The sequence below is a fragment of the Janibacter sp. HTCC2649 genome, assembly GCF_000152705.1.
Taxonomy (GTDB): Bacteria; Actinomycetota; Actinomycetes; order Actinomycetales; family Dermatophilaceae; genus Knoellia.
In genome coordinates, this window is sequence record NZ_CH672413.1 from 2,409,587 (window position 1) to 2,430,903 (window position 21,317).

Below are 21,317 nucleotides of genomic sequence, written 5' to 3' on the forward strand. Positions count from 1 at the left end.
TGTCGGCCCCGGCTCATGCGACGTTCATCCTCCGGACGAGGGCCACGAGGAAGGGGGCGCCGACGACGGCACACACGATGCCCGCCTGGACCTCGCTCGGCGCTGCGACGACGCGGCCGATGGTGTCGGCGACGACGACGAGCACGGGTCCGGCGAAGAGGGTGCCGAGGAGGATGCGGCGGTGGTCGGGCCCGACGACGGCACGCACGACGTGAGGAACGACGAGGCCGACGAAGGCGATGGGTCCGGCGAGCGGCGTCGCCGCAGCTGCGAGAAGGATCGCGCCGGTCGCCGCGAGGAGCCGGTGGAGCAGGACGCGTTGGCCGAGGCCGCGCGCGAGGTCGTCACCGAGGGCGACCGCATTGAGGAGCGACCCCGACGCGAGCGACAGCGCGAAGCCGATGACGAGGAAGGGCGCGACGTCGACGATGATCCCGGCGTCGCGGCCGGCGACCGAGCCGACCTGCCAGAAGCGGAAGACGTCGAGGGCGCCTTGGTCGGAGACGAGGATGGCGCCGACGATGCTCGTCGAGGTGGCCATGACGGCGGCGCCCGCGAGCGCCATGGTCACTGGCTGGGCCCGCACGGGCGCGAGAAGCGCGAGGACCTGGACGACGACCGCGGTGACCACCGCTCCGATGAGGGCGAACCAGACGTAGCCGCCGACGCTCGACAGGGCGAAGAGCTTGATGCCGATGACCACGGCCAGCGCGGCTCCCGAGTTGATGCCGAGGATGCCCGGCTCGGCGAGCGGGTTGCGGGTGAGGCCCTGGAGCACGACGCCGCAGATGCCGACGGCAGCCCCCACGACGAGGCCGATGAGGGTGCGGTCGATGCGGGAGTCGACGATGCCGCTGACCTGCTCCGTGACCGGGTTGCCGAGTAGTGCCGCGACGATGTCGGACGGCGCGACCGACTGGGTGCCGACGAGCAGCGACACGGCCGCGGCGACCCCGACTGCGAGCGCGCCCCCGAGGACGATCACGGCGACGGGGAGGCGACCGCCCCGGCTCACCTTCCCTGAGAGGTGAGCCGGGGCCGCCGGCTTGGGGTGCTGCCTACCGGGCGCGGTGGTGGCCCGGACCGTCACTGAGCCGGGGTTCCGTCCACGGCCGAGGCGATCTTGGGCAGGAACTTCTCGAGCGCGACCGGCATCGAGAGCGGCGACGGCGACGACATCGTCAGGGCCGTGGCGTTGTCGGCGCTCGCGACGTAGTGGTTGCTCTTGAGCGCCGGGATCTGGCCGAGGAGCGGGTGCGCCTTGAGTGTGTCGACCTGCTTGGCGTCGTCGACGTAGAAGATCAGGGCGTCGGCGGCGAGGGTGGAGGACTTCTCGGCCGAGAGGTTGGCGCTGAACTGGTTGTTGCCCTTGCTCAGTGCCGCAACGGTGGGGGCGTCGACCATGCCGAAGCGGCGCAGGATCTGCGGGCGCAGGTCGCTGCTCGTGTAGAGGCTGACGACGGACAGGTCGGTCGGCGTGAACCAGGCCCAGGCGGCGGACTTGCCCTTGATCCGGGGGTACTTCGCGACGGCGTCGTCGATCAGCTTGTTCGTGTCGGCGGCGATCCTGGTCGCGGCGCTCGAGCGACCCAGGGCCTGGCCGACGACCTTGACGCTGTCCTCCCACGACGTGCCCCAGGCCGCGCCCGGGTAGGCCACCGTCGGTGCGATCTTGGAGAGCTTGTCGTAGTCCTCCTGCGTGATGCCCGAGTTGACCCCGAGGATGAGGTCCGGCCTGGTCGCCGCGATCTTGTCGAGCGGGACACCGGCCGTGTCGTCGTAGCGGGTGATCTCGGCGGTGGCGTCGAGCTTGGCGACCCCCGCGTCGAACCAGTCGGTCGAGCCCTTGGCGTTGCCGCCCCAGGTGATCTTGGTGGCACCCACCGGCAGGACCCCGAGCGAGACGACGATGTCCTGGTCGTTCCACCCGACGGTGGCCACGCGCTTGGGCTCGGCGGCGATCGTGGTCTCGCCGAAGGCGTGCTTGATCGTCGTGGGGAACGCGTCCTTGTCCACGGCGGCAGAGGTCGAGGTCGCCGGGTCGGCGCTCGCCTGAGAGGTCGGGCCAGTGGAGCAGGCGGTGAGGGCGAGCGCGACGGCGCCGGTGGCAGCGGCGGCGACGAGGGAGCGGCGTGTGAACATCAGGCCTTCTGGGGTCAGGGCTGCGAACAACGCAGCGGCGAGGTCAGTAAGGCCAACCTAATTTAGGTAAGGCTTACCTTGTCAAATCCCCTTCACATCGTGAAAGAACTGTGAAGCCCTCACGGGTCGCCGTGAAAGGCAGTTCCGGCCTTGGCACGATGTCCGCATGGCGGCTCGGCGATCTTCCTCAGCCGTCGTCATGACCCTCGGCGCCCTCGTTCTCGGTCCGTTGCTGGCGGCCTGCTCGCTCGACGCACCAGCGCGAGACCGCGTGGCAGAGTCGGCCGTCCGGCAGCTCGCCCAGGCGCTCGACAGTGCGCTCGCGGGCGCCCACGTCTCGGACCGGGAGCAGCTCACGGGACTGGTGCGGGCGGCATACCCGACCGTCGTCCAGAGCACCATCGGGGCCGACCTTCGCTACGCGACCTACCAGGGCAGGGGCCAGCGTCTCGGCGACGACGTGCCCGTCGCGCTGGCGGTCTGGGAGCGCAGCAGCGGCGCTGATCCGTTCACGGATGACGTGCCGCGGTGGCATCGCTACTGCGCACAGCTGGGTGTCGACTTGGCCGAGGCTGGCTTCCGGCCCACCGTGGTGAGGTGCCCTCGCGGGACACCCGAGGAACCGGCGGTGGGTTCGGAGGACGCCGACTCGGCACCCACGCTCGACCACGACGCCCCGGACGAGGGGAGCCTGCTCATCGGCAGCCCGGCGCGCGTCGGCGGCCCCGCCGGGCTCTACCGACCGACCGCGGCGACCGCCCCACCGGCACCGTGCCTCGAGGACGAGATCGCGGTGTCGCTCGAACTGCTCTCGACGGCCGGCAACACCGACGAGGCCGAGCTCCGCGTCGTCAACACTTCATCGTCGCCGTGCGTCGTTCGGGGTCCGTTGCGCCTGGCGGTGAACCAGGGTGGAGCCCCACCGTCAACGGGTCGGGCTCCCCAGCAGAGCGAGGTCGCGCTGGCGCCCCGGCAGTCGGTCACGTCGCCCGTCTCGTGGCGGCCCAGCCAGAAGGTCGGCCCGACGGCCCAGCGGATCACCCTCACCCTGCCCTCGGGAGCGCTGCCGGTGCGGGTCACCAACGCAGCAGACGGGAGCCCGGTGCGCTCGGACGTCGGCGAGACGCTGCGGATCGGCAACTGGCAGTCACCGGGCTACGGCGTGCGAGCCGAGGACCGAACGCCCGCAGCAGTGGACATCGTGGCACCGTGCCATCCCGACGACCTCGCGGCCCAGACGCGCAAGGAGCCCGGAACGAGCGGCAGTGCACCCGCACCGCCCACCGTGTCCGTCATCAACATCGGAGCGGCCGCCTGCAGGTTCGGTCGAGGCGACGGGCCGGCCTTCCAGGACCTCGCGGCCCTCGCGGGATTCGCGCAAACGCCGGTGACCGTGCTGCGACCCGGCGACCAGGTGGAGGCACGAGTCACGACCGCAGTCCAGGACAGACCTGGCCAGCTCGTCACCGGCCGCTGGGTGGCCGTCACCCGCGAGTAGTCACGAGCCCGGTCACGTCGGCGTGGACCACGCCTGCTTGATGCTGAGTCGACCCGTCGTCTGGAGCAGCGAGCGCTGGTAGAGCCGCGCGGCCGCACGGACGATGAGCCCGGCCGACGCCATGAGGATCGCCAGGGCCACGAGCGCCTGCCACCACGGGGCCGTCCCCTCGAGGACCCGCATCGGCATGATGATCGACGAGAACGGCGGCACGAACGACAGCACCGTCTTGGCGGTCCCGTCGACGAGCAGCGCAGCAAAGAACATCGCCATCGTCAGCATGGTGAGCGGGGTCGAGGTCGACTGCACGTCCTCGGTCCGACTGGCCAGGGCCCCGGCCACGGCCCACAGGCACGCGACCAGCCCGAAGCCGACGACGAAGAAGATGACGAACCACCCGACGGCACCGGAGATCATCGGCAGGAACCGGTCGTACTCCGTGAACGTCAGTCCGATCAGCCCGACCCCGACGAACAACGCCATCTGCGCGAAGGCCAGGGCGAGGTTGCCCATGACCTTGCCGGCCAGGAGCTCGCGGACCGAGATCTTGGTGGTGATGATCTCGACGATGCGGCTGGCCTTCTCCTCGACGACGCTGTTGGCGAGCGCCAGCCCGAACGTGAACGAGGCCAGGTAGAACATCATCGCCAGCGCGAACCCGACGACCTGGGCCACGCCCGCGCGGTCGGCATCACCTTCGAGAATGCCTGTGGTGACAGCCGATCCGCTCGTGAGCTCGGCAACGGTGGTGTCGGCCGCGGCCGCATTCGTCGTGAGGGTGGCATCCCGGATCGCGTCGGTGGCGGCCCGCGTGAGGTCACCCGGAACCTCGTCGCGGCCCGTGAGGACCCACCCGTCGGCCCCCTCGTGCAGCCACGCCGTGGCGTCGTCGTTCTTCACGGCCGAGGTGGCAGCGGCATCGTCCCCGACCGTCGTCAGCCTGACCGTCGTCTTGTCGTCGTCGGCCTCCGCGACCGTCTTGACCTCCTGCGCCATCTGGTGCGCCGCGCTGGAACTCGTGACGACGGCATACTCCGTCGCTTTGTTCGCCACAAACGCCTGCACCCCGAAGACGGCGGCCAGGATGGCGATGAGTCCGAGCGTGCCCAAGATGAAGGCACGGTCGGTGAGCTTGCTGATGATCTCGCGGCGAGCCACGATCAGCCACGCGGTCGACTTCATGCCGTCACCTCACGGTAGATCTCGGACAGGGCAGGGACCTGGCGGGTGAAGTCGAGGACGTCACCCCGGTCGACGGCGGCGCGCAACAACGCGGGTCGGGCGCGGTCGTCGTTGAACTCGAGGAGCGCGCTGCTCCCGTCGACGTCATGGACGTGTATGCCGGACAGGTCGCGGACCCAGCCCGCGTCACCTCCCAGCGTGATCCGGTAGCGCTCGGTCCCGCGGTTGCGCAGCTCGGCGACGGTCCCGGCCGCGACGACGCGCCCCTTGGACAGCACGACGAGACGGTCGCAGAGTCGTTCGACGAGGTCGAGCTGGTGGGAACTGAAGAGGACCGGGATGCCGCGGGCGGTGTGTTCGCGCAGGAGGTCGACCATGGAGTCGACAGCCTGCGGGTCGAGGCCTGAGAACGGCTCGTCGAGGATCAGCGCTTGAGGCTGAGTCATGAGCGCGGCGATGATCTGGACGCGCTGCTGGTTGCCGAGAGAGAGCTTCTCGACCTTCTCGCCAGAGCGGTCCTCGAGGCCGAAGCGGGCGAGGTTGTCCATGACCGCGGCCTTGGCGGCGCCCGCCTTCATGCCGGAGAGCTCACCGAGATAGACGAGCTGGTCGAGGACCTTCTGCTTGGGATAGAGACCGCGCTCCTCGGGCATGTAGCCGACGCTGCGACGGTCGGTCGCCGTCATCGGGCGCCCGTCCCACCGGACCTCACCGGCGTGGGTGGCGAGCAGCCCCATGATCATCCGCATGGTCGTCGTCTTGCCCGCGCCGTTGCCCCCGACGAAGCCGGTCATGAGCCCGCCCGGGACGGTGAAGCTCACGTTGTCGACGGCCCTGAGGTCCCCGAAGGAGCGGCTGAGTCCGTCGACCTCGATGAGCGCTTCGTGCCGTCTGTCTGTCATGGCCTCAACGCTAGGTGGAGGCGGCAGGAGGCGGATCAGCCGTGCGGGTGACTGCCGCTCTCCGTCGGACGGATGAGACCCACCTCGTAGGCGAAGACCACGGCCTGGACCCGGTCACGCAGATGGAGCTTGGCCAGGCAGTTCGACACGTGCGTCTTGATGGTCGCCTCGCCGAGGAAGAGGTCGGCAGCGATCTCGGCGTTGGAGCGGCCGCGACCCATGAGGATGAGGACCTCGAGCTCACGGTCGGTGAGGCGGGAGATCTGGTCGGCCGAGCCGGGGGACGTCGAGCCGGTGCCGGGGGTCGCGGTTGCGGCGGCAGCGCCCGCGCCCGTCCCGACCATCGCCGCGATGACCCGCGTCGTCACCTCGGGCGCGAGGAGGGCGTGCCCACCGGCGACGGAGCGGATCGCGTCGACGAGCTGCTCGGGGTCGGAGTTCTTGAGCAGGAAGCCGCTCGCGCCGGCGCGCAAAGCATCGAAGAGGTAGTCGTCGCGGTCGAAGGTCGTGAGCATGACGACCCGGCCGAGGTCGGCCGCCACGATGGCGCGCGTCGCCTCGATGCCGTCCATCACAGGCATCTGCACGTCCATGAGGATGACGTCGGGTGCGAGTTCATGGGCGGCCGTGAGAGCGAGTTGGCCGTTCTGGACGTCCCCCACGACCTCGATGTCGTCCTCGACCGAGAGCATCATCGTGAACCCGGAGCGCACGAGGTGCTGGTCGTCGACGATGAGCACCCTGATGGGAGCGGTCGACTCAGATACTGGCAACATCCAACTCCCCCAACGGAATTCGCACTCGCACACGGTATCCACCCGTTGGCCGGGCGCCGATCTCGACCGTGCCCTTGTGCGAGGCCGCGCGCTCACGCATGCCGAGCTGTCCAAGTCCTGTGCCCGAGGTCCCGACCCGCGCCCGCCCGTTGTCGAGCACCTCGACCTCCGCGTAGGCACCTGCGGGCGCGTCCTCGACCACACGCAGGACGACATCGGAGGTGGTCGCTGTGGAGTGCCGCGTGATGTTGGCCAGGGCTTCCTGGGTGATCCGGTAGAGCGTGAGGGCGATGGGTGGCGCGACGCGTGCGTGCGCACCCTCGCGTGTTTCGACCAGCTCGTATGCCGTCGTCAGGCCGTTCGCGGTGCGCTCGGCCACCAGCGCCGGCAGGTCCGTGAGACCCGGCTCGGGACTGCGCGAAGGTTGAGCGGCGGGCCCCTTTGCACGCTTGCTCCGGACCTGTTCAGTTGCTGCAGCATCGTCGACGTCGGCGGTCTCCTGGATGTCACGCAAGGTCCCGAGGAGGCTGCGCATCTGCGAGACCGCATCGCGCGAGCTCTCCTCGATCTGGCTCAGGGCCTTGGCCGCCTCGTCCGGGCGCTTGTCGATGACCCGCCTGGCTGCCGCGGCCTGGATCCCGATGACGGAGACGTGGTGGCCGACGACGTCGTGGAGTTCGCGGGCGATGCGCAGCCGCTCGTCGACGACGGCCCGGCGCTTCAGCGAGTCGGCCTGACGGGCGATGGTCTGCGCCTGCTCCTCGAGGCGGGCGCGCTGCCGGGCACCTCGCCAGGCGATCTGCCCGACGAGGATGGCCCCGACGAAGTAGAAGGCGTTGACGGCCACCGTCGTGGCGACTGCCCCGACGTTGGGGCTGAACCAACCGTCGGCCCCGTCGGCGACCGAGTCCTCCGTCATCTCGGCGAGACCGCCACCGAGAGCGAGCTGCCAGCCCACCCACAACAACATGAAGACGGTGATGCCCGCGACGACGAGCAGGGCCGAGCGCCGGTGCCGGGCGTAGGCGACGGCCGCATAGATCGCGACGAAGTAGACGGTCTGCAGGGCCAGCTGGGCCATGACCATCGGCATCGTGACGCCGACGATGAACATGTGGCCGGCCGCGAGCACCCCGACGAGGATCGGGTGCTGCCGACGCCAGACCATGAGCATCGCGCCCGAGACGATTGCGGCCCACTGCACCCACAAGGGCTGGCCGCCGGCGTGGATCTCGACGACGCTGCGGGCCAGCTCGAGGAAGAGGATGCCGGCCACCGACAGCACGATGCCGACGAGCCAGTCGCGCCGCCCGATCGGTGACGCGGGCCGTTCCCAGTCGTCGTCGATCGCGAAGAACTCGCCGACGCGAGTCGACAGCGAACGGCGGGCGGACGGCATACCCCTCAGCCTAGGGACGGAGACGCCGTCGGCGGATCCGTCCTGCGACGGAGACGCACCCTCAGGGCGATGCCAGCTTCATCCCGATCGAGGTCGGCGCCGACTCCCGAAAGCCGAAGCGTCGGTAGAGCGGGCGACCTGGCTCGTCGGCCATGAGGGTCACATAGGGCTCGTCGTCGACTGCCGCGCGGATGGAGTCAAGCAGCCACGTCATCACCCAGGCGCCCAGCCCGAGCCGCTGGTGGTCGGGGTGCGTGGCCATGTCGGCGATGTGGAAGTACCAGCCGCCGTCACCGATCACTCGGCCCATGGCAACCGCTTCACCCGTCGATTCGTCCACGACGTGGCAGGCCACCCAGGAGCCCTGGACTGCCCCGGCGGCCTGCGCCAACGACTTGACCGAGAGGCCCGCCGCTCGACGAAGCTCGCGGTACGCCTCGAGGGAGGGTGCTGTCGGGTTCAGGCGATAACCCGGGCGGCCCTCGATGGTCACGCGGGGGTGAGGACGTCGAGACCGATGAAGGGACGCAGCGCGGCCGGGACGGTGATGGAGCCGTCGGCCTGCTGGTGGTTCTCGAGGATTGCGACGAGCCAGCGGGTGGTGGCCAGGGTGCCGTTGAGCGTCGCCGCAGTGTCCGTGGGTCCGGCGCCACCATCACCACTGACGCGGTAGCGCGTCTTGAGACGCCGCGCCTGGAACGTCGTGCAGTTGGACGTCGACGTCAGCTCGCGGTACTTCTCCTGGGTCGGAACCCACGCCTCACAGTCGAACTTGCGCGCGGCCGGGCCACCGAGGTCACCGGCTGCGGTGTCGATGACGCGGTAGGGCAGCTCCATGAGGTCGAGCATCTCCTTCTCGAAGGCGAGGAGCTTCTGGTGCTCATCGGTCGCGTCCTCGGGACGGCAGTAGACGAACATCTCGATCTTGTTGAACTGGTGGACGCGGATGATGCCGCGGGTGTCCTTGCCGTAGCTCCCGGCCTCGCGGCGGTAGCAGGTCGACTGCCCGGCGAAGCGGATCGGACCCTTGGCCAGGTCGATGATCTCGTCGGCGTGGTAGCCCGCGAGCGCCACCTCGCTCGTGCCGGTGAGGTAGAGGTCGTCGGCCTCGAGGCGGTAGACCTCGTCGGCGTGGTGGTCGATGAAGCCGGCGCCGGCCATGACCTCGGCCTTGACGAGGGTCGGCGTGATCATCGGGACGAAGCCGGCCTCGATGGCCTTGGTCATCGCGAGCTGGAGCATCGCCATCTCGAGCCGCGCACCGACACCCTTGAGGAAGTAGAAGCGCGAGCCCGACACCTTGGCGCCGCGCTCCATGTCGAGGGCGTCGAGGCCCTCGAAGAGGGTGAGGTGGTCCTTGGGCTCGAAGCCCTCGGCCGCGAAGTCGCGGGGCGCGCCAATGGTCTCGAGTACGACGTAGTCGTCCTCACCACCGACCGGGACGCCGTCCTCGATGACGTTGCCGATGCTGCGCTGGAGTCGGTCGAGCTCGCCGGCAGCTTCGTCGGCGGTGGTCTGGTTGAGCTTGACCTGGGCCGAGATCTCCTTGGTGCGTGCCAGGAGCGCCTGCTTCTCGTCGCCCTGGGCCTGCGCGACCTGCTTGCCCATGGCCTTCTGCTCGGCGCGCAGCTGCTCGAACGCGGTGAGACTGTTGCGGCGCTTCTCCTCCGCGGCCAGGACGGCGTCGACGACGGACTCGTCCTCACCCCTGGCACGCTGCGAGGCGCGCACTCGGTCGGGGTTGTCGCGGAGCAGCTTGAGATCAATCACGCGGCCCAGCCTAGTCGGGCGTCAGGGGTCACTCGATCGAGATATCCCCGCCGAGAGCTTCTGCGCGGCTGGCGCGAGCCGCGCACCTCTTCGCCAACCGCGCCCCCATGGGTGCGCGGCCCGTCACGTTCTGCACGGCCGGCGCCAGGCGCGCACAAATGGAGCCCGGCCGAATCCGAAAGGCTTGGCAGCGGGCGGGTCAGGTGCGGGCGTCGGCTCGGCGGCGGGCTTGCTCGCCGCGCTCCTGCCAGGCCATGGCCCAGGGGGCGGTGAAGCCGTGGAGATAGACCGACACCACGACGGTGAAGGCGACCACTGACCACAGCCACCGGACCTCGGGGAAGTCGGCGTGGGTCGCGGCATACGCGAGATAGAAGAGCGAACCGATGCCGCGCACGCCGAAGAACGCGGCCACGACGCGTTCCCGTTTGTCGAAGCCCTGGACCCCACGCTGCCGACGGTGCCCGATGAAGGACGCCATGCCGGCCAAGGGGCGGATGACGAGCAGCAGCGCCAGGGACAGGGTCACCCCCTGCCAGTCGAGGTTCGCCAGCAGCCCGTTCGTCAGCGCCATCCCCAGGAAGAGCAGGACGACGAGGGTCAGCAGTCGCTCGAGGCGTTCGATGACCTCGTGCATGTCGTGGTGATACGAGTGCGCGCGCTCGAAGCTGCGGATGGCCATGGCGCAGGTGAAGACCGCGAGGAACCCGTAGCCACCGACGACCTCGGCGGCGCCATAGGTCGCCAGCAGCGCCGCGATCGCGACGAGCGGCTCCCCGGTCGCGGCGAACCGCAGGTCCTCGGAGCGAGCCGTGAACGCCAACCGGGTGACGGCCCAGCCGATCGCCACCCCCACTGCCACACCGAGGGCGATCTTGCCGATTCCCTCCCAGGCCACCCAGTGCGCACCCCACTGCGAGAAGGCACCGACCGTCGCGAGCAGGATCGCGGCGTGGACGAACGGGAAGGCCAGTCCGTCGTTGAGCCCTGCCTCACTCGTGAGGGCGAAGCGGACCTCGTCCTCCTCATCGACCTGCTCCTCCTCACCGTCGGCGGTGTCGGCGGCGTTGGGCCCGCCCACCTGCACGTCGGAGGCGAGCACCGGGTCGGTCGGAGCCAACGCGGCGCCCAGCAGCAGCGCCGCCGGGGCCGCCACCCCGAACGGGCCCCACGCGAGCAGGGCCACGCCGGCGATGGTCAGCGGCATCGCGATCCCGAGCAGTCGCCACGTCGGGGACCAGCTGCGCCACGACCCCCAGTCACGAAAGCTCAGCGGCCGGTCGAGCGCAAGCCCCACGCCCATGAGCGAGACGAGCACCGTGAACTCGGTGATGTGTGTGATGGCCGCACCGTGGGCAACGGGATCGAGGTCGAGGTCTCGGAACCCCGGGAGCAGACCGACGATCAGGCCAAGCGTCACGAGGACCATGGGGGCATTGACCCGCCAGCGGTCGAGGACGGGAGGAAGGATGACAGCGAGGAAGAGCGCGAGCCCGAGGGCGACGTAGATCCAGGGAGCGCTCACGCGCGAACGTCCCATAGGTGGTGCTTGAGGTCGTGCAGGCCATATCGCCCGAGGGTCAGCACGGTGAACTCGGAACCGTTGGACCGCAGACCCCGGCGCTCCCAATCGGAACCGGACAGGCCGGCATACGCCTCGCTGAGTCGTGCCGCAGCGACCGGGATCTCTTCGGCAACGACGGCCGGCGACTGCTCGGCATACCGGCTCTCGACGGCGGTGACGTCCTGGTCCCAGTTGGAGAAGCGCGCACCGTCCTCGTCAAGCATGAGCCGCACCCGCGCGGCGAAGAGATCGCAGACGTCGCGGACGTGACAGGCGTACTCCAGCGGGGACCAGGTCGTCGGGTCCGGTCGCGTCGCCGAGTCCGGTCGGGCGAGCACATCGGTCCACGGCGTCGTGTATGCCGTGACAAGGCGTGCGATCTCGGCTTCGCCGATCGCTGAGGCGTCGAACCCGCAATCCGGGCAGGCCCGCTCCAAGGTCCAGGTCCAGTCCTTGTCGTCCGGGGCGATCTCACTCATGTCGACAGACTAGGCGGAGGCGAGATACGGCTGGCACGGCTCTGACCTTGGGGTACGGTCCCTGTCGTGAACGACTCCTGGCCCACGATCGTCACGATCGCTGCCCTTTTGCTGCTCATCCTCCTCGGGGTGACGCTGGCGATCGGCATGAGTCGGTCCAAGGGACGCCACGCCTCGCCGAAGCGCCCGACCCGGTCGTCGTTCCGCCCGGCCCAGGATGACGACACTCCCCTGCCGCCGAAGAAGCGGGTCGCGGTGATCATCAACCCGACGAAGTTCGACGACGTGACGGCAGCTCGCGACCTCGTGACGCACACCGTGCTCGCCCACGACGACTGGGACGAACCGATCATCCGCGAGACCACGCTCGAGGACCCCGGGTTCGGTCAGACCCGCGAGGCGCTGGCTGAGGGAGTCGACCTCATCTGCGCCATCGGCGGCGACGGCACCGTGCGGACCGTGGCCCACGTCCTCACGGGGACCTCCACGCCCATGGGCCTGATCCCCGCCGGCACGGGCAACCTCATGGGCCGCAACCTCGGCCTGCCGCTCGACATCGTCGGTGGTCTCGACGTCGCCCTCACCGGCCGCAACCGGCACATCGACGTCGGCTGGGTGACCATGGACCCGACGTTCGAGCAGGCCTCCGACGAGGAGCTCAACCCCGAGAACGACGGCCCCACCGAGCCCGACGTCGGCGCCGACGACACGCACGGATCGGACCCCGCCGAGAACCAGCACGCGTTCCTTGTCATGGCCGGGCTCGGACTCGACGCGAGCATCATGCACACGACCTCCGAGGAGGCGAAGGCGCGCATGGGGTGGGGCGCCTACGTCGCGAGTGGCGCCAAGAACCTCCTCAACGCACGGTTCGCCACCCGGTTGCGGATCGACGGCGGCGACCCGATCTCGCACACGGCGCGCACCATCGTCGTCGGCAACTGCGGTCGGCTCACCGGAGGCATCACGCTCATGCCCGACGCCGAGGTCGATGACGGCATCCTCGACGTCGTGGCGATCACGCCCAAGGGCATCGTCGGCTGGGCAGGTGTCGCGGTGCACGTCCTCGCCAAGCGTGGGCAGAACCACCCCAAGCTCGACCGCTATCGCTGCCAGTCCATCCTCGTGTCGCTCGACGAGCCGCAGATGGTCGAGGTCGACGGAGACGTCATCGGCAAGGCCAAACGGGTCCGCTTCGAGGTGCGCCCCAAGGCGCTCATCGTGCGCACCGACGCGCCCGTGTCGACGCAGGTCTGACCGAGCGGCAACGGCTACGGCTCGCCGATCCGCCGGACCCGCCCGATGTCCTTGACCAGGGCGACGACGACGAGGAGCGGCACGATCGCGAACGCCATCCACGGCGGCTGCGAGTTGAGCACTCCCGTGACCGTGAGGATGAGCCCGACGAGGGCGAGCCCGACCCAACAGACCGTGAGCAGCTGACGGCCCTGGGCGGTCTTGCCGTGCCGCAGTCCACTGAAGATCACGGCGGCCAGTCCGAGCACGACCAGCCCGACGGCCAGGGTGATGAACACACCCACGGCGTTCTGCGCCTCGTCGTCGACGGTCGTCTGCAGGAACACGCTGAGCGCCACGAGCAGCACTCCACCGACCGCGGCGCCGATCGCCACGAGGGTGCCCTTCTGGCGACTCATCTGCTCCTGCTGCACCATCTGGTGAACTCCTCCGCGTCGCGACCCAATCCCGTCAACAAGCACCACTAGGGTAAACGTGGCCGTGGACCGCGCACCGATCTGGCGGGTCCCCACACCGACCAACAGCACTGCACGAGGGGTGAATCCGCATGTCTTTCAAGGTTGTTCCCGCTTCCGTTTCGAAGTTCGGCACCGAGCTCGAAGGTCTCAAGACCGACGCCGACGAGGCGAAGACGTATGCCGCCAAGACGAAACCTGCCGTCTCCGGGGTCGGCGCGATCGTCCGGTTCCTGAATTCCTGTCAGGACGTCCGACCGGCGGTCGAGGAGTTCTTCGGCCACCTGTCCTCGATCTCGCACAGTTCAGGCGCAGAGCTGCACGCTGCCGCGAAGAAGTACAAGACGCTGGACGCCGAGGCCGCCGCGCGGCTCGACGCCAAGTACCCGAAGGGATGATGCGGCATGGGTGACCCGGCAGCAGAACTCACTGATCCCGTCGCAACCCCGCTGATCCCGCCGGCGATGGACGTCTTCCTCCACATCGGCGACCTGATCTCCCTGGGGCACTGGGCGATGGTGGCTCTCGACAAGATGGGCGGACCCAACATTCCCGAAGAGGTCGGTGAGTGGTTCGCCGGCGACTGGGAAGAGGTGTCCAAGGCGGCGGACGCCCTGCGCAACCTCGGAGCCTTCTCCCACGTGGCCGGCACCAACCTCAAGGCGCAGAACACGGCAGCGATGGCGCACTGGGACGGCAAGGCCTCCGAGGCCGCGTCGACCTACTTCCTCAAGCTGGCGGGTGAGCTCATCGACCAGAAGGCCAACTTCGACGACATCGCCTCGCAGTACGAGACGACGGCCTTCGGGGTCAAGGAGCTCGCGAACGCCTGCGGTTCCCTGGTCGAGTCGCTGGCCGACTGGGCGATCACCATCGGCATCACGCTGGCTGCCGCCGCGACGAACTTCTGGAACCCCGTCGGTTGGGGTGCAGGCGCTGGCGCGGGCTACTCGATCTACCGTGGCGCCAAGGTCGTCAAGGAGATCCTCGAGATCCGCGCCAAGGTGTGGACCGCGTGCGAGGCACTGCTCGGCCTCATCGCCGGACCCCTCGGGTCGATCCACGGCTTCACGAGCGTGGCCCTGCCCGGCGGCTACGACCACAAGCAGGTGACGGCGTGAGCGACAACCCGCAGAACGACCTCGGCGACAAGGAACCCAAGCCGCTCCTCGAGACCCTGCGCTTCGAGCCGCGAATGGAGGCGCACCTGCGCGAGAGCCTCGTCATCCTTCGCGATGACAGCGACGACCGTGCCCTGCGCAAGCGCATCGACGACGTGCTCGCCGGCCGCGCCTCACTTCGCGACCTCGCCCGCTCGGCCGACTTCACCGCCGTGATCGACTCGAAGATCGACCGAGCGGTCGAGGAGTTCGACGCGATCCCGGAGGCCGAGCGCGAGGCCGACCTGCAGCGCGCCATCGCCGAGGCTCACACACCGCCGCCTGCGGAACCGCCCACCCGTCGGGACGACCCCGGCACCTGGTGACCGGCACCCACTGACGCGGGCCACCTCCTAGCGTCGCGCGCCACCCTCGGCCGGCGACTGGGGTCCCGGGTCGGGGTTCTTCTCACGCCACTTGCGCTCGAACGGCAGGCGCCAGGTGTGCGGTGACACGAGCTGGTGGATCTGGTTCGGTCCCCACGTGCCCGGCGCATAGGGCCGCACGACGGGCGGGTTGTCGAGCAGCGGCTGGCTGATCTCCCACAGCCGCTCGATGCCCTCGGCCGACGTGAAGAGCGTGTGGTCGCCACGGACGGCGTCATAGATGAGCCGTTCGTAGGCCTCGAGCACGGCCCCCGCCCAGTGGGTCTCCTGCATCGCGAACTGCATCGACAGCTTGTCGAGCTTCATCCCCGGCCCGGGCCGCTTGCCATAGAACGACAGCGACATGCGCGCCTTGTCGGCGAGGTCGAAGGTGAGGTGGTCGGGGCCGTGGTCGCCGACGCCGGATCCGGGCGGGAACATCGACTGGGGCGGCTCGTTGAAGGCGATCGAGATGATGCGCGCGCCCTCGGCCATCCGCTTTCCGGTCCGCAGGAAGAACGGCACCCCGGCCCAGCGCCAGTTGTCGATGTAGCACTTGAGCGCGATGTAGGTCTCGGTGTCGGAGTCGGGCGCGACCCCCGGTTCGTCGAGGTAGCCGTCGTACTGCCCGCGCACCACGTCGGACGGGTGGATCGGCTGCATGGACTCGAAGACCTTGTTCTTCTCGCGGCTGATCGCCTCGGGCTCGAGGGACGTCGGCGGCTCCATCGCGGTGAACGCGAGGATCTGGAAGAGGTGGGTGACGACCATGTCGCGGTAGGCGCCGGTGTTCTCGTAGAAGTCGCCGCGGGTCGCCAGGCCCAACGTCTCGGGCACGTCGATCTGCACGTGCGCAATGGAGTTGCGGTGCCAGATCGGCTCGAACAGCCCGTTGGCGAAGCGGAAGGCGAGGATGTTCTGCGCCGGCTCCTTGCCCAGGAAGTGGTCGATGCGGAAGACCTGCTCCTCCTTGAACACCTCGTGAACGCGCCGGTTGAGCTCGACCGCCGAGGCGTAGTCGGTCCCGAACGGCTTCTCCATGACGATCCGGCTGCGATCGACGAGGTCGGCTTCGCCGATGGTCTGGATCGCCGAGAGCGCTGCCTTGGGCGGCACCGAAAGATAGTGCAGGCGCAGCTCCGTGTCGCCGGGCAGGAGCTCCTCGGCCGCGCGCACCGCGTCACCGAGCGCCTTGGGCCCCGCTGCGAGGGGTACGTAGTCGAGGCGCTGGGCGAACTCGTGCCACTCCTCCTCGTTCAGGACCCGGGTCGAGAACTCCTTGATCGCTTCATGCGCGAGGTCCCTGAAGTCGTCGGCCGACATGTCGTCGAGTGACGTGCCGACGACGCGCAGGTCCTCGAGCAGCCCCGACTGGAAGAGGTGCAACATCCCCGGGATGAGTTTGCGTTTGGCCAGATCTCCCGTGGCACCGAAGAGGATGACAGTGGTCGGCGCGGTGGTCGGCTCGCTCATGGGTCCACTGTGGCACCAAGACGCTCCTTGAGGGCGGCATACACCGAGGGGTCGTGCACGAGCGCGAGGTGACTGACTCCGGGAAGGACGACGACGTCCTCGCGCGCGAAGCGCCTGCTCTCCGGGGAGTGGCGGCCCGCGCCGCGGGCGCTGGCCGCGGTGACGATGCCGTCACCGAAGAGTTGGGCGACCTTGCTGTCGATCTTCTTGCCGAGCAGTCCGACCACCGCAAAGTGGCGTATGCCGGGGTGCAGGGGGACGTCGACCCGCCGCCCTTTGTGGTCGTCGGGATCAAGACCGTCCCACTCGCCGTCGAGGATGTTGCCGTGGCGCAGGTCCTGGATGCCGACACTGCGCGAGCGCAGGAGGGTGGTCACGGGCCGCAGGTGGCGCAGGCCGCCACCCAGGCGGACGACGTTGTTCACTGCGCGCTCGAGGGGCGCTCCGAGGTGAGGTGATCCGAGGGTGATGGTGTCGCTTGTCAGGGTCACCCACTCAGAGGCCTCGACGGTGGGGTCGATGTCGGCCAGCGCGAGCGCGCTGTGGATGACGAGGCCGCCCATGGAGTGTCCGATGAGGACAATTCTGGTGACCGGCACCGGCCAGTGGGCCACGAGAGCAGTGAGGACGCGGTCGAGCTCGTGGCCGTTGTGGGAGATTCGCAGACCGGAGTTGTAGCGGACCTTGACCGTGGTGACGTCGAAGTCGTCCTCGAGCTGCGGCCCGAACTGCCCTGCGTCCCAGACGGTTTCGGTGACGATGAGTCCGTGAACGAGGACGGCGATCTCACTTCTCGCGTCCGGGAAGGCGGCGGCGAGTCCGACATCGGTGAGGGGGACGGACCGCCCGTGCTCGCGCACCCCCATGGTGTGGGACAGCGGTGAGCCGGAGGCATCGAGCCGGTCACCGAAGAAGGCGTTGACGACAGCGCGCGCATTGTTGGGCACGTAGTGGTGGACGACCTTGTCGGCGACACCCGCGACCTTCTTCACGCCGCGCATCAAGGTCTCCTCGACGGCGGTCTGCCCCGAGCCCTCGACGGTGTCTTCCGGGCGCTCGCTCATGCAGTCGAGAGTAGACAAAGTCACGCCCCGGGTACTCCGGGGCGTGACTTTGTCTACTCTCGACTGCTGGGTCCTAGCCGAAGAGCTGCGTGCCCCAGTCGCCGTCCCCATCCAGTCCGGGCGGGCAGGCGAACAGTGCCGAGCCGGTGTGCTCGATGTATTCGTTGAGCACGTCGGACTTGGCCAGAGCCTGCTGCATCGGGACGAACTGCTGGTGCGCATCGCGCATGAAAGCGACGAAGAACAGGCCCGCGTCGAGGTGCCCGCTGCCGTCGCTGCCATCGGTGAAGTTGTAGCCGCGCCGCAGGATGCGCACGCCGTTCAGCTGGCTCTCGTGAGCGAGTCGGACGTGACTCGTGAGCGGAATGCGCGGCTCGCCGTCGGCGCCTTTGGCCGTGAAGTCGAGCGGGGCGAACTCGTCACGCTTGTCGACCGGCAGGTGCAGGGAGGCGCCGACCGCCTTGTCGCGACCGAAGATGTCCTCCTGCTCCTGCAGGGGCGTGCGGTCCCAGACCTCGACGTGCATGCGGATGCGACGCGAGACGAGGTAGGACCCGCCACTCATCCAGGCTGCTGCACCGGGCACCTCGGCAGGGTCGACCCACACGTGCTTGCCCAACGCTTCGTTGTCCTCGGCCTTGATGTTGGCCGTGCCGTCCTTGAAGCCGAAGAGGTTGCGCGGGGTGACCTGGCTCGTGGACGTCGACGACGTGCGACCGAATCCGAGCTGACTCCAACGGACCGAGATGACGCCGAAGCCGATGCGGATGAGGTTGCGGATCGCGTGCACGGCGACCTGCGGGTCATCGGCACACGCCTGGATGCAGAGGTCGCCGCCGCTGCGGGCCGGGTCGAGGTCATCGCCCGCGAAGGCCGGCAGCTCGTGCAGGGCCTCCGGCTTGCGACCCGCGAGCCCGAAACGACCGTCGAAGAGCGACGGGCCGTAGCCGATGGTGATCGTCAGGTTGGACGAGGTGAGGTCGAAGGCCTCGCCCGTGTCGGCCGGCGGGCGGTAGGGCCCGCCGCCGACGACGCCACCCGGCGACGCCTCTGCGCCGTAGGTCATCCGCTCAGCAGCACGCGTCCACTCCTTGAGGAGCAGCTTGAGCTCCTGCGGGTCCTTCGTGACGACGTCGAGCGCGACGAAGTGCATCCGGTCCTGCGCCGGCGTGACGATGCCGGCCTGGCGCTCGCCGCGGAACGCCACGGGCTCCGGGCCGGCCGAGGGGTCGGCCGCATCCGCGGGGGACGAGGACTGGTGTGCGGCAGCGGAACTGGTGCCGGCGGCATACGTCAGGCCCGCGGCAGCGCCGGCCATGGCGACGCCGGCACCCGTGGCGAGAACACTGCGACGGGTCGCCGCTCCGGAGTCTTCAGGGGTGCTCATTGTGAGGCGACGACCCCGGCGACCTTGGAGACGTCCTCGGCGACGGCGTCGAGGGCGTCGCTGAGGGCGCGCACCTCGACGGGGGTGAGCTCGGTGTAGAGCTGGTAGCCGTCACCCTTCTGGTGCTTGGCGACGAGTGCGTCGAGCGCTGCCGCGCGCTTGTCGTAGGACGCGACGAGCGCGGCGTCGCGCTCCTCGAGGACCGGACGAAGGGCCGCGATCGCACCCTTGGAGCCTTCCCAGTTGGCGGCGAAGTCCCAGAGGTCGGTGTGGCTGTAGCGCTCTTCCTCGCCGGTGATCTTGCCGGTGGCCATCTCGTCGAGCAGCGCCTTCGAGCCGTTGGCGAGCTGGAGACCGTTGAACTCGACCTTCTTGGCCTCGGTGACGATCGTCGTCACGTCGGCGAGGAGCTGGTCAGCGATGGCGTTGCTGTCGGCCTGGAGGCCCTTGACCCAGAGGTCCTGCTCGAGGCGGTGGTAGCCGGTGAACTTCATGCCCTCCTCGACGACGTCCTCACGACCGTCGATCTTGGGGTCGAGGTCACCGAACGACTCGGCCACGGGCTCGATGCGCTCCCAGTAGGAACGCGCGACCGGATAGAGCGCCTTGGCCTCGTCGACCTTGCCGGCCTTGACGAGCGCGACGAACTCCGTGGTGCGGGCGAGGAGGGCGTCGGACTGGCTCGCGACGAAGCGGGCGTAGGACGCGGTGGCGGCCTTGAGCTTCGCGTCATCGGTCTGCGGCGCGGCACTCGCACCGGTCACGGTGAACGTCGAGCGAATGCCCTTGCCGACCATGCCGGGCTTGCAGGCGGTCTCGTACTTGCCGGGCTCGGCGATCTCGACGTGGAAGGTGCGGCTCAGGCCGGGCGCGATGTTCTCGACCTCACCCATGATGCGATCGCCCGAGGCGTAGACGTAGAACTCGTTGACCTTGGTGCCCTTGTTGGCGACGGTGAACTCGATCTGTCCCGCGGGTGCCTCTGTGCGCGCAACGTCGCAAGCGCTGTCGTTGGCGGTCACGGTGATCGGACCCTTGCCGTCGACTGTCTTGGCGTCACCGGCACCGCCGCACGCCGCGAGGGCGAAGGTGGCGGGGATGAGGGTGAGCGCGAGGGCGCGACGGGTCATGCGGATTCTCCTGGCTGGGACGAGGCGAGCGGACGGGACGATGCGGGTGCCGGCGCAGAGGCAGGTGTCTTGGCCGGGCGGAGGAAGAACGTGAGGACGACGACGACGTATGCCGTCCAGGCAACGGCCTGGAGGACGGTCGTCGCGGGGGTGAAGTTGAAGATTCCCTTGAGCAGGGCGGCATACCAGCTGTCCGGACGGATCACGCTGGAGACGTCGAAGGCCAGGGTCTGCAGGCCGGGGAGAAACTGGGCTTCCTGGAGGTCGTGAAGGCCGTAGGCGAGGATCCCGGCGGCGACGAGGATGAGCGCGATCCCGGTCCACTTGAAGAAGGAGCCGAGGTTGATCTTGACCGCGCCGCGGTAGATGAACCAGCCGAGGGCAATGGCTCCGCCGAGGCCGATGAGCCAGCCGAGCAGCGGGGTGTTGTTACCGGCACCCGCTGCCTCGGTCGTCGCGTAGAAGAAGATCGCGGTCTCGAGGCCCTCACGGCCGACGCCCAGGAAGCCCACGAGGGCGACGGCGAGGGGGCCGAGGTCAAGGGCCTTGTCGAGGCGGCCCTTGAGCTCACCCGAGATGGTGCGCGCGGCCGTCTTCATCCAGAACACCATCGCCGTGACGAAGGCGACGGCCAGGATGCTGGCGCTGCCGCCGATGAGTTCCTGCGTCTCGAACGACAGCTGGCGGGTGCCGAAGGTCAGCAGCGCGGCCAGTCCGGCGCTCAGGACGACGGCCGTGGCGACACCCACCCACACGTAGCGCAGAGCCCACCGTCGGTCGGTCTTGACGAGGAACGCGACAAGGATGACGACGACGAGTGCGGCTTCGAGCCCTTCACGAAGACCGATGAGGGCGTTGCTGACGAGCATGGGACCTGCGATTCAGGAGAGGTGAGGCTTACTTAGGTGAGGGTTACCTCAGCAAAAGGTACGCGCCCCTCCCCCGCCGGCGTCAATCCGCCCGGATCTCGACTGCGTCACATCGTGGGCCGGTGCCGCCGCTACTGTTGGTCGCGTGGGGGGCAAGGTGACGGCTCAGGGCTCATCTCGACGACGACACGATAGTTTGACGTGGCCGCGCTCATCGGTGGATTTCTATTGTTCTCATGGCTGCACAACCGCTTGGCCACGACGCTGCGGTTTGCCCAAGGAGCTTGAACAATGCCCGGAAGGGCGGTCACGATATAGATTTGACTCGCCTTTTGGCGTCTTGAATCGGGCGACGATCCACGGTTCACGCCGCTGCTTCTCGGAGGCCCCGCCACCAGTCACCTCATCTGTGCAGAGCGGGTCCATACAGCGTGCACAATGGCTG

Annotated in this window: 21 protein-coding genes; 5 read left to right on the forward strand and 16 right to left on the reverse strand. The window is 68.9% G+C overall.

Annotation, left to right across the window (positions count from 1 at the left end; all coding sequences use genetic code 11):
• Positions 1 to 13 precede the first annotated feature (13 nt).
• Positions 14 to 1,015: an iron ABC transporter permease gene (locus JNB_RS11545; protein WP_009776650.1), complete on the reverse strand. Its 1,002-nt coding sequence runs from the start codon at positions 1,013 to 1,015 to the stop codon at positions 14 to 16.
• A 71-nt stretch (positions 1,016 to 1,086) separates the two neighbouring features.
• Positions 1,087 to 2,142: an iron-siderophore ABC transporter substrate-binding protein gene (locus tag JNB_RS11550; RefSeq protein WP_009776651.1), complete on the reverse strand. Its 1,056-nt coding sequence runs from the start codon at positions 2,140 to 2,142 to the stop codon at positions 1,087 to 1,089.
• A 166-nt stretch (positions 2,143 to 2,308) separates the two neighbouring features.
• Between JNB_RS11550 and JNB_RS11555 the strand changes: the two genes are divergently transcribed.
• The gene (locus tag JNB_RS11555; protein ID WP_040883738.1) at positions 2,309 to 3,640 is read left to right on the forward strand and encodes a DUF4232 domain-containing protein; all 1,332 of its coding nucleotides are present in this window, start codon (positions 2,309 to 2,311) and stop codon (positions 3,638 to 3,640) included.
• 12 nt (positions 3,641 to 3,652) lie between these two features.
• Here JNB_RS11555 and JNB_RS11560 read toward each other — a convergent pair whose 3' ends face one another.
• From JNB_RS11560 to JNB_RS11595, 8 genes are all read right to left on the reverse strand, one after another.
• Positions 3,653 to 4,822 (reverse strand): ABC transporter permease, encoded by a 1,170-nt coding sequence (locus JNB_RS11560; RefSeq protein WP_009776653.1) that lies wholly within the window; start codon positions 4,820 to 4,822, stop codon positions 3,653 to 3,655.
• Complete coding sequence (locus tag JNB_RS11565; protein WP_009776654.1) at positions 4,819 to 5,724, reverse strand: ABC transporter ATP-binding protein; 906 nt, start codon at positions 5,722 to 5,724, stop codon at positions 4,819 to 4,821. The genes JNB_RS11560 and JNB_RS11565 overlap by 4 nt, the downstream gene beginning before the upstream one ends.
• Positions 5,725 to 5,759: 35 nt before the next feature.
• Positions 5,760 to 6,500: a response regulator transcription factor gene (locus JNB_RS11570; protein WP_040883740.1), complete on the reverse strand. Its 741-nt coding sequence runs from the start codon at positions 6,498 to 6,500 to the stop codon at positions 5,760 to 5,762.
• Positions 6,484 to 7,899: a sensor histidine kinase gene (locus JNB_RS11575; protein WP_009776656.1), complete on the reverse strand. Its 1,416-nt coding sequence runs from the start codon at positions 7,897 to 7,899 to the stop codon at positions 6,484 to 6,486. Before JNB_RS11575 ends, JNB_RS11570 begins: the two co-directional genes overlap by 17 nt.
• Before the next feature lie 61 nt (positions 7,900 to 7,960).
• Positions 7,961 to 8,392, reverse strand: a complete 432-nt coding sequence (locus tag JNB_RS11580) for a GNAT family N-acetyltransferase (RefSeq protein WP_009776657.1) — start codon at positions 8,390 to 8,392, stop codon at positions 7,961 to 7,963.
• Positions 8,389 to 9,669 carry a serine--tRNA ligase gene (serS, locus tag JNB_RS11585; RefSeq protein ID WP_009776658.1) on the reverse strand — a complete coding sequence of 427 codons (1,281 nt, stop codon included), beginning with the start codon at positions 9,667 to 9,669 and terminating at the stop codon, positions 8,389 to 8,391. Before serS ends, JNB_RS11580 begins: the two co-directional genes overlap by 4 nt.
• Positions 9,670 to 9,868: 199 nt before the next feature.
• Positions 9,869 to 11,194 (reverse strand): sodium:proton antiporter, encoded by a 1,326-nt coding sequence (locus JNB_RS11590; protein WP_202795227.1) that lies wholly within the window; start codon positions 11,192 to 11,194, stop codon positions 9,869 to 9,871.
• Positions 11,191 to 11,712 (reverse strand): DinB family protein, encoded by a 522-nt coding sequence (locus JNB_RS11595; RefSeq protein WP_009776660.1) that lies wholly within the window; start codon positions 11,710 to 11,712, stop codon positions 11,191 to 11,193. The genes JNB_RS11590 and JNB_RS11595 overlap by 4 nt, the downstream gene beginning before the upstream one ends.
• Positions 11,713 to 11,778: 66 nt before the next feature.
• On the opposite strand from JNB_RS11595, the gene JNB_RS11600 reads away from it, so the two are divergent.
• Complete coding sequence (locus tag JNB_RS11600) at positions 11,779 to 12,969, forward strand: diacylglycerol kinase family protein (protein ID WP_009776661.1); 1,191 nt, start codon at positions 11,779 to 11,781, stop codon at positions 12,967 to 12,969.
• Positions 12,970 to 12,983: 14 nt separating this feature from the next.
• Here JNB_RS11600 and JNB_RS11605 read toward each other — a convergent pair whose 3' ends face one another.
• On the reverse strand, positions 12,984 to 13,385 hold the full coding sequence (locus JNB_RS11605; RefSeq protein ID WP_009776662.1) for a hypothetical protein: 402 nt from the start codon (positions 13,383 to 13,385) through the stop codon (positions 12,984 to 12,986).
• 131 nt (positions 13,386 to 13,516) lie between these two features.
• Between JNB_RS11605 and JNB_RS11610 the strand changes: the two genes are divergently transcribed.
• The 3 genes from JNB_RS11610 to JNB_RS11620 are packed head-to-tail and all read left to right on the forward strand — an operon-like array spanning position 13,517 to position 14,910.
• Positions 13,517 to 13,822, forward strand: a complete 306-nt coding sequence (locus tag JNB_RS11610; protein ID WP_009776663.1) for a hypothetical protein — start codon at positions 13,517 to 13,519, stop codon at positions 13,820 to 13,822.
• 6 nt (positions 13,823 to 13,828) lie between these two features.
• A complete protein-coding gene (locus tag JNB_RS11615) occupies positions 13,829 to 14,545 on the forward strand; it encodes a hypothetical protein (RefSeq protein WP_009776664.1) in 717 nt (238 codons plus the stop codon).
• On the forward strand, positions 14,542 to 14,910 hold the full coding sequence (locus JNB_RS11620) for a hypothetical protein (protein ID WP_009776665.1): 369 nt from the start codon (positions 14,542 to 14,544) through the stop codon (positions 14,908 to 14,910). Before JNB_RS11615 ends, JNB_RS11620 begins: the two co-directional genes overlap by 4 nt.
• Before the next feature lie 27 nt (positions 14,911 to 14,937).
• Here the strand turns inward: JNB_RS11620 and zwf are convergent, their stop codons facing one another.
• The 5 genes from zwf to efeU form a co-directional block, all read right to left on the reverse strand.
• Positions 14,938 to 16,422, reverse strand: coding sequence for a glucose-6-phosphate dehydrogenase (zwf, locus tag JNB_RS11625; RefSeq protein ID WP_009776666.1), 1,485 nt, complete (start codon positions 16,420 to 16,422; stop codon positions 14,938 to 14,940).
• A complete protein-coding gene (locus JNB_RS11630) occupies positions 16,419 to 17,486 on the reverse strand; it encodes an alpha/beta fold hydrolase (RefSeq protein ID WP_009776667.1) in 1,068 nt (355 codons plus the stop codon). Before JNB_RS11630 ends, zwf begins: the two co-directional genes overlap by 4 nt.
• 73 nt (positions 17,487 to 17,559) lie before the next feature.
• On the reverse strand, positions 17,560 to 18,873 hold the full coding sequence (gene efeB / locus JNB_RS11635) for an iron uptake transporter deferrochelatase/peroxidase subunit (protein WP_009776668.1): 1,314 nt from the start codon (positions 18,871 to 18,873) through the stop codon (positions 17,560 to 17,562).
• Entirely contained in the window at positions 18,870 to 20,003 is a 1,134-nt protein-coding gene (gene efeO, locus JNB_RS11640) for an iron uptake system protein EfeO (protein ID WP_009776669.1), read from the reverse strand. The genes efeB and efeO overlap by 4 nt, the downstream gene beginning before the upstream one ends.
• Complete coding sequence (gene efeU / locus JNB_RS11645; RefSeq protein WP_009776670.1) at positions 20,000 to 20,872, reverse strand: iron uptake transporter permease EfeU; 873 nt, start codon at positions 20,870 to 20,872, stop codon at positions 20,000 to 20,002. Before efeU ends, efeO begins: the two co-directional genes overlap by 4 nt.
• Between the last annotated feature and the right edge of the window lie 445 nt (positions 20,873 to 21,317).

Excerpts from the sequence above, each read along its gene's own strand:
- JNB_RS11550 (WP_009776651.1), bottom strand. The coding sequence starts at position 2,142 with ATGTTCACACGCCGCTCCCTCGTCGCCGCCGCTGCCACCGGCGCCGTC.
- JNB_RS11555 (WP_040883738.1), top strand. The coding sequence starts at position 2,309 with ATGGCGGCTCGGCGATCTTCCTCAGCCGTCGTCATGACCCTCGGCGCC.
- JNB_RS11560 (WP_009776653.1), bottom strand. The coding sequence starts at position 4,822 with ATGAAGTCGACCGCGTGGCTGATCGTGGCTCGCCGCGAGATCATCAGC.
- JNB_RS11565 (WP_009776654.1), bottom strand. The coding sequence starts at position 5,724 with ATGACAGACAGACGGCACGAAGCGCTCATCGAGGTCGACGGACTCAGC.
- JNB_RS11570 (WP_040883740.1), bottom strand. The coding sequence starts at position 6,500 with ATGTTGCCAGTATCTGAGTCGACCGCTCCCATCAGGGTGCTCATCGTC.
- JNB_RS11575 (WP_009776656.1), bottom strand. The coding sequence starts at position 7,899 with ATGCCGTCCGCCCGCCGTTCGCTGTCGACTCGCGTCGGCGAGTTCTTC.
- JNB_RS11595 (WP_009776660.1), bottom strand. The coding sequence starts at position 11,712 with ATGAGTGAGATCGCCCCGGACGACAAGGACTGGACCTGGACCTTGGAG.
- JNB_RS11605 (WP_009776662.1), bottom strand. The coding sequence starts at position 13,385 with ATGGTGCAGCAGGAGCAGATGAGTCGCCAGAAGGGCACCCTCGTGGCG.
- JNB_RS11610 (WP_009776663.1), top strand. The coding sequence starts at position 13,517 with ATGTCTTTCAAGGTTGTTCCCGCTTCCGTTTCGAAGTTCGGCACCGAG.
- JNB_RS11615 (WP_009776664.1), top strand. The coding sequence starts at position 13,829 with ATGGGTGACCCGGCAGCAGAACTCACTGATCCCGTCGCAACCCCGCTG.
- zwf (WP_009776666.1), bottom strand. The coding sequence starts at position 16,422 with ATGAGCGAGCCGACCACCGCGCCGACCACTGTCATCCTCTTCGGTGCC.
- JNB_RS11630 (WP_009776667.1), bottom strand. The coding sequence starts at position 17,486 with ATGAGCGAGCGCCCGGAAGACACCGTCGAGGGCTCGGGGCAGACCGCC.
- efeB (WP_009776668.1), bottom strand. The coding sequence starts at position 18,873 with ATGAGCACCCCTGAAGACTCCGGAGCGGCGACCCGTCGCAGTGTTCTC.
- efeO (WP_009776669.1), bottom strand. The coding sequence starts at position 20,003 with ATGACCCGTCGCGCCCTCGCGCTCACCCTCATCCCCGCCACCTTCGCC.
- efeU (WP_009776670.1), bottom strand. The coding sequence starts at position 20,872 with ATGCTCGTCAGCAACGCCCTCATCGGTCTTCGTGAAGGGCTCGAAGCC.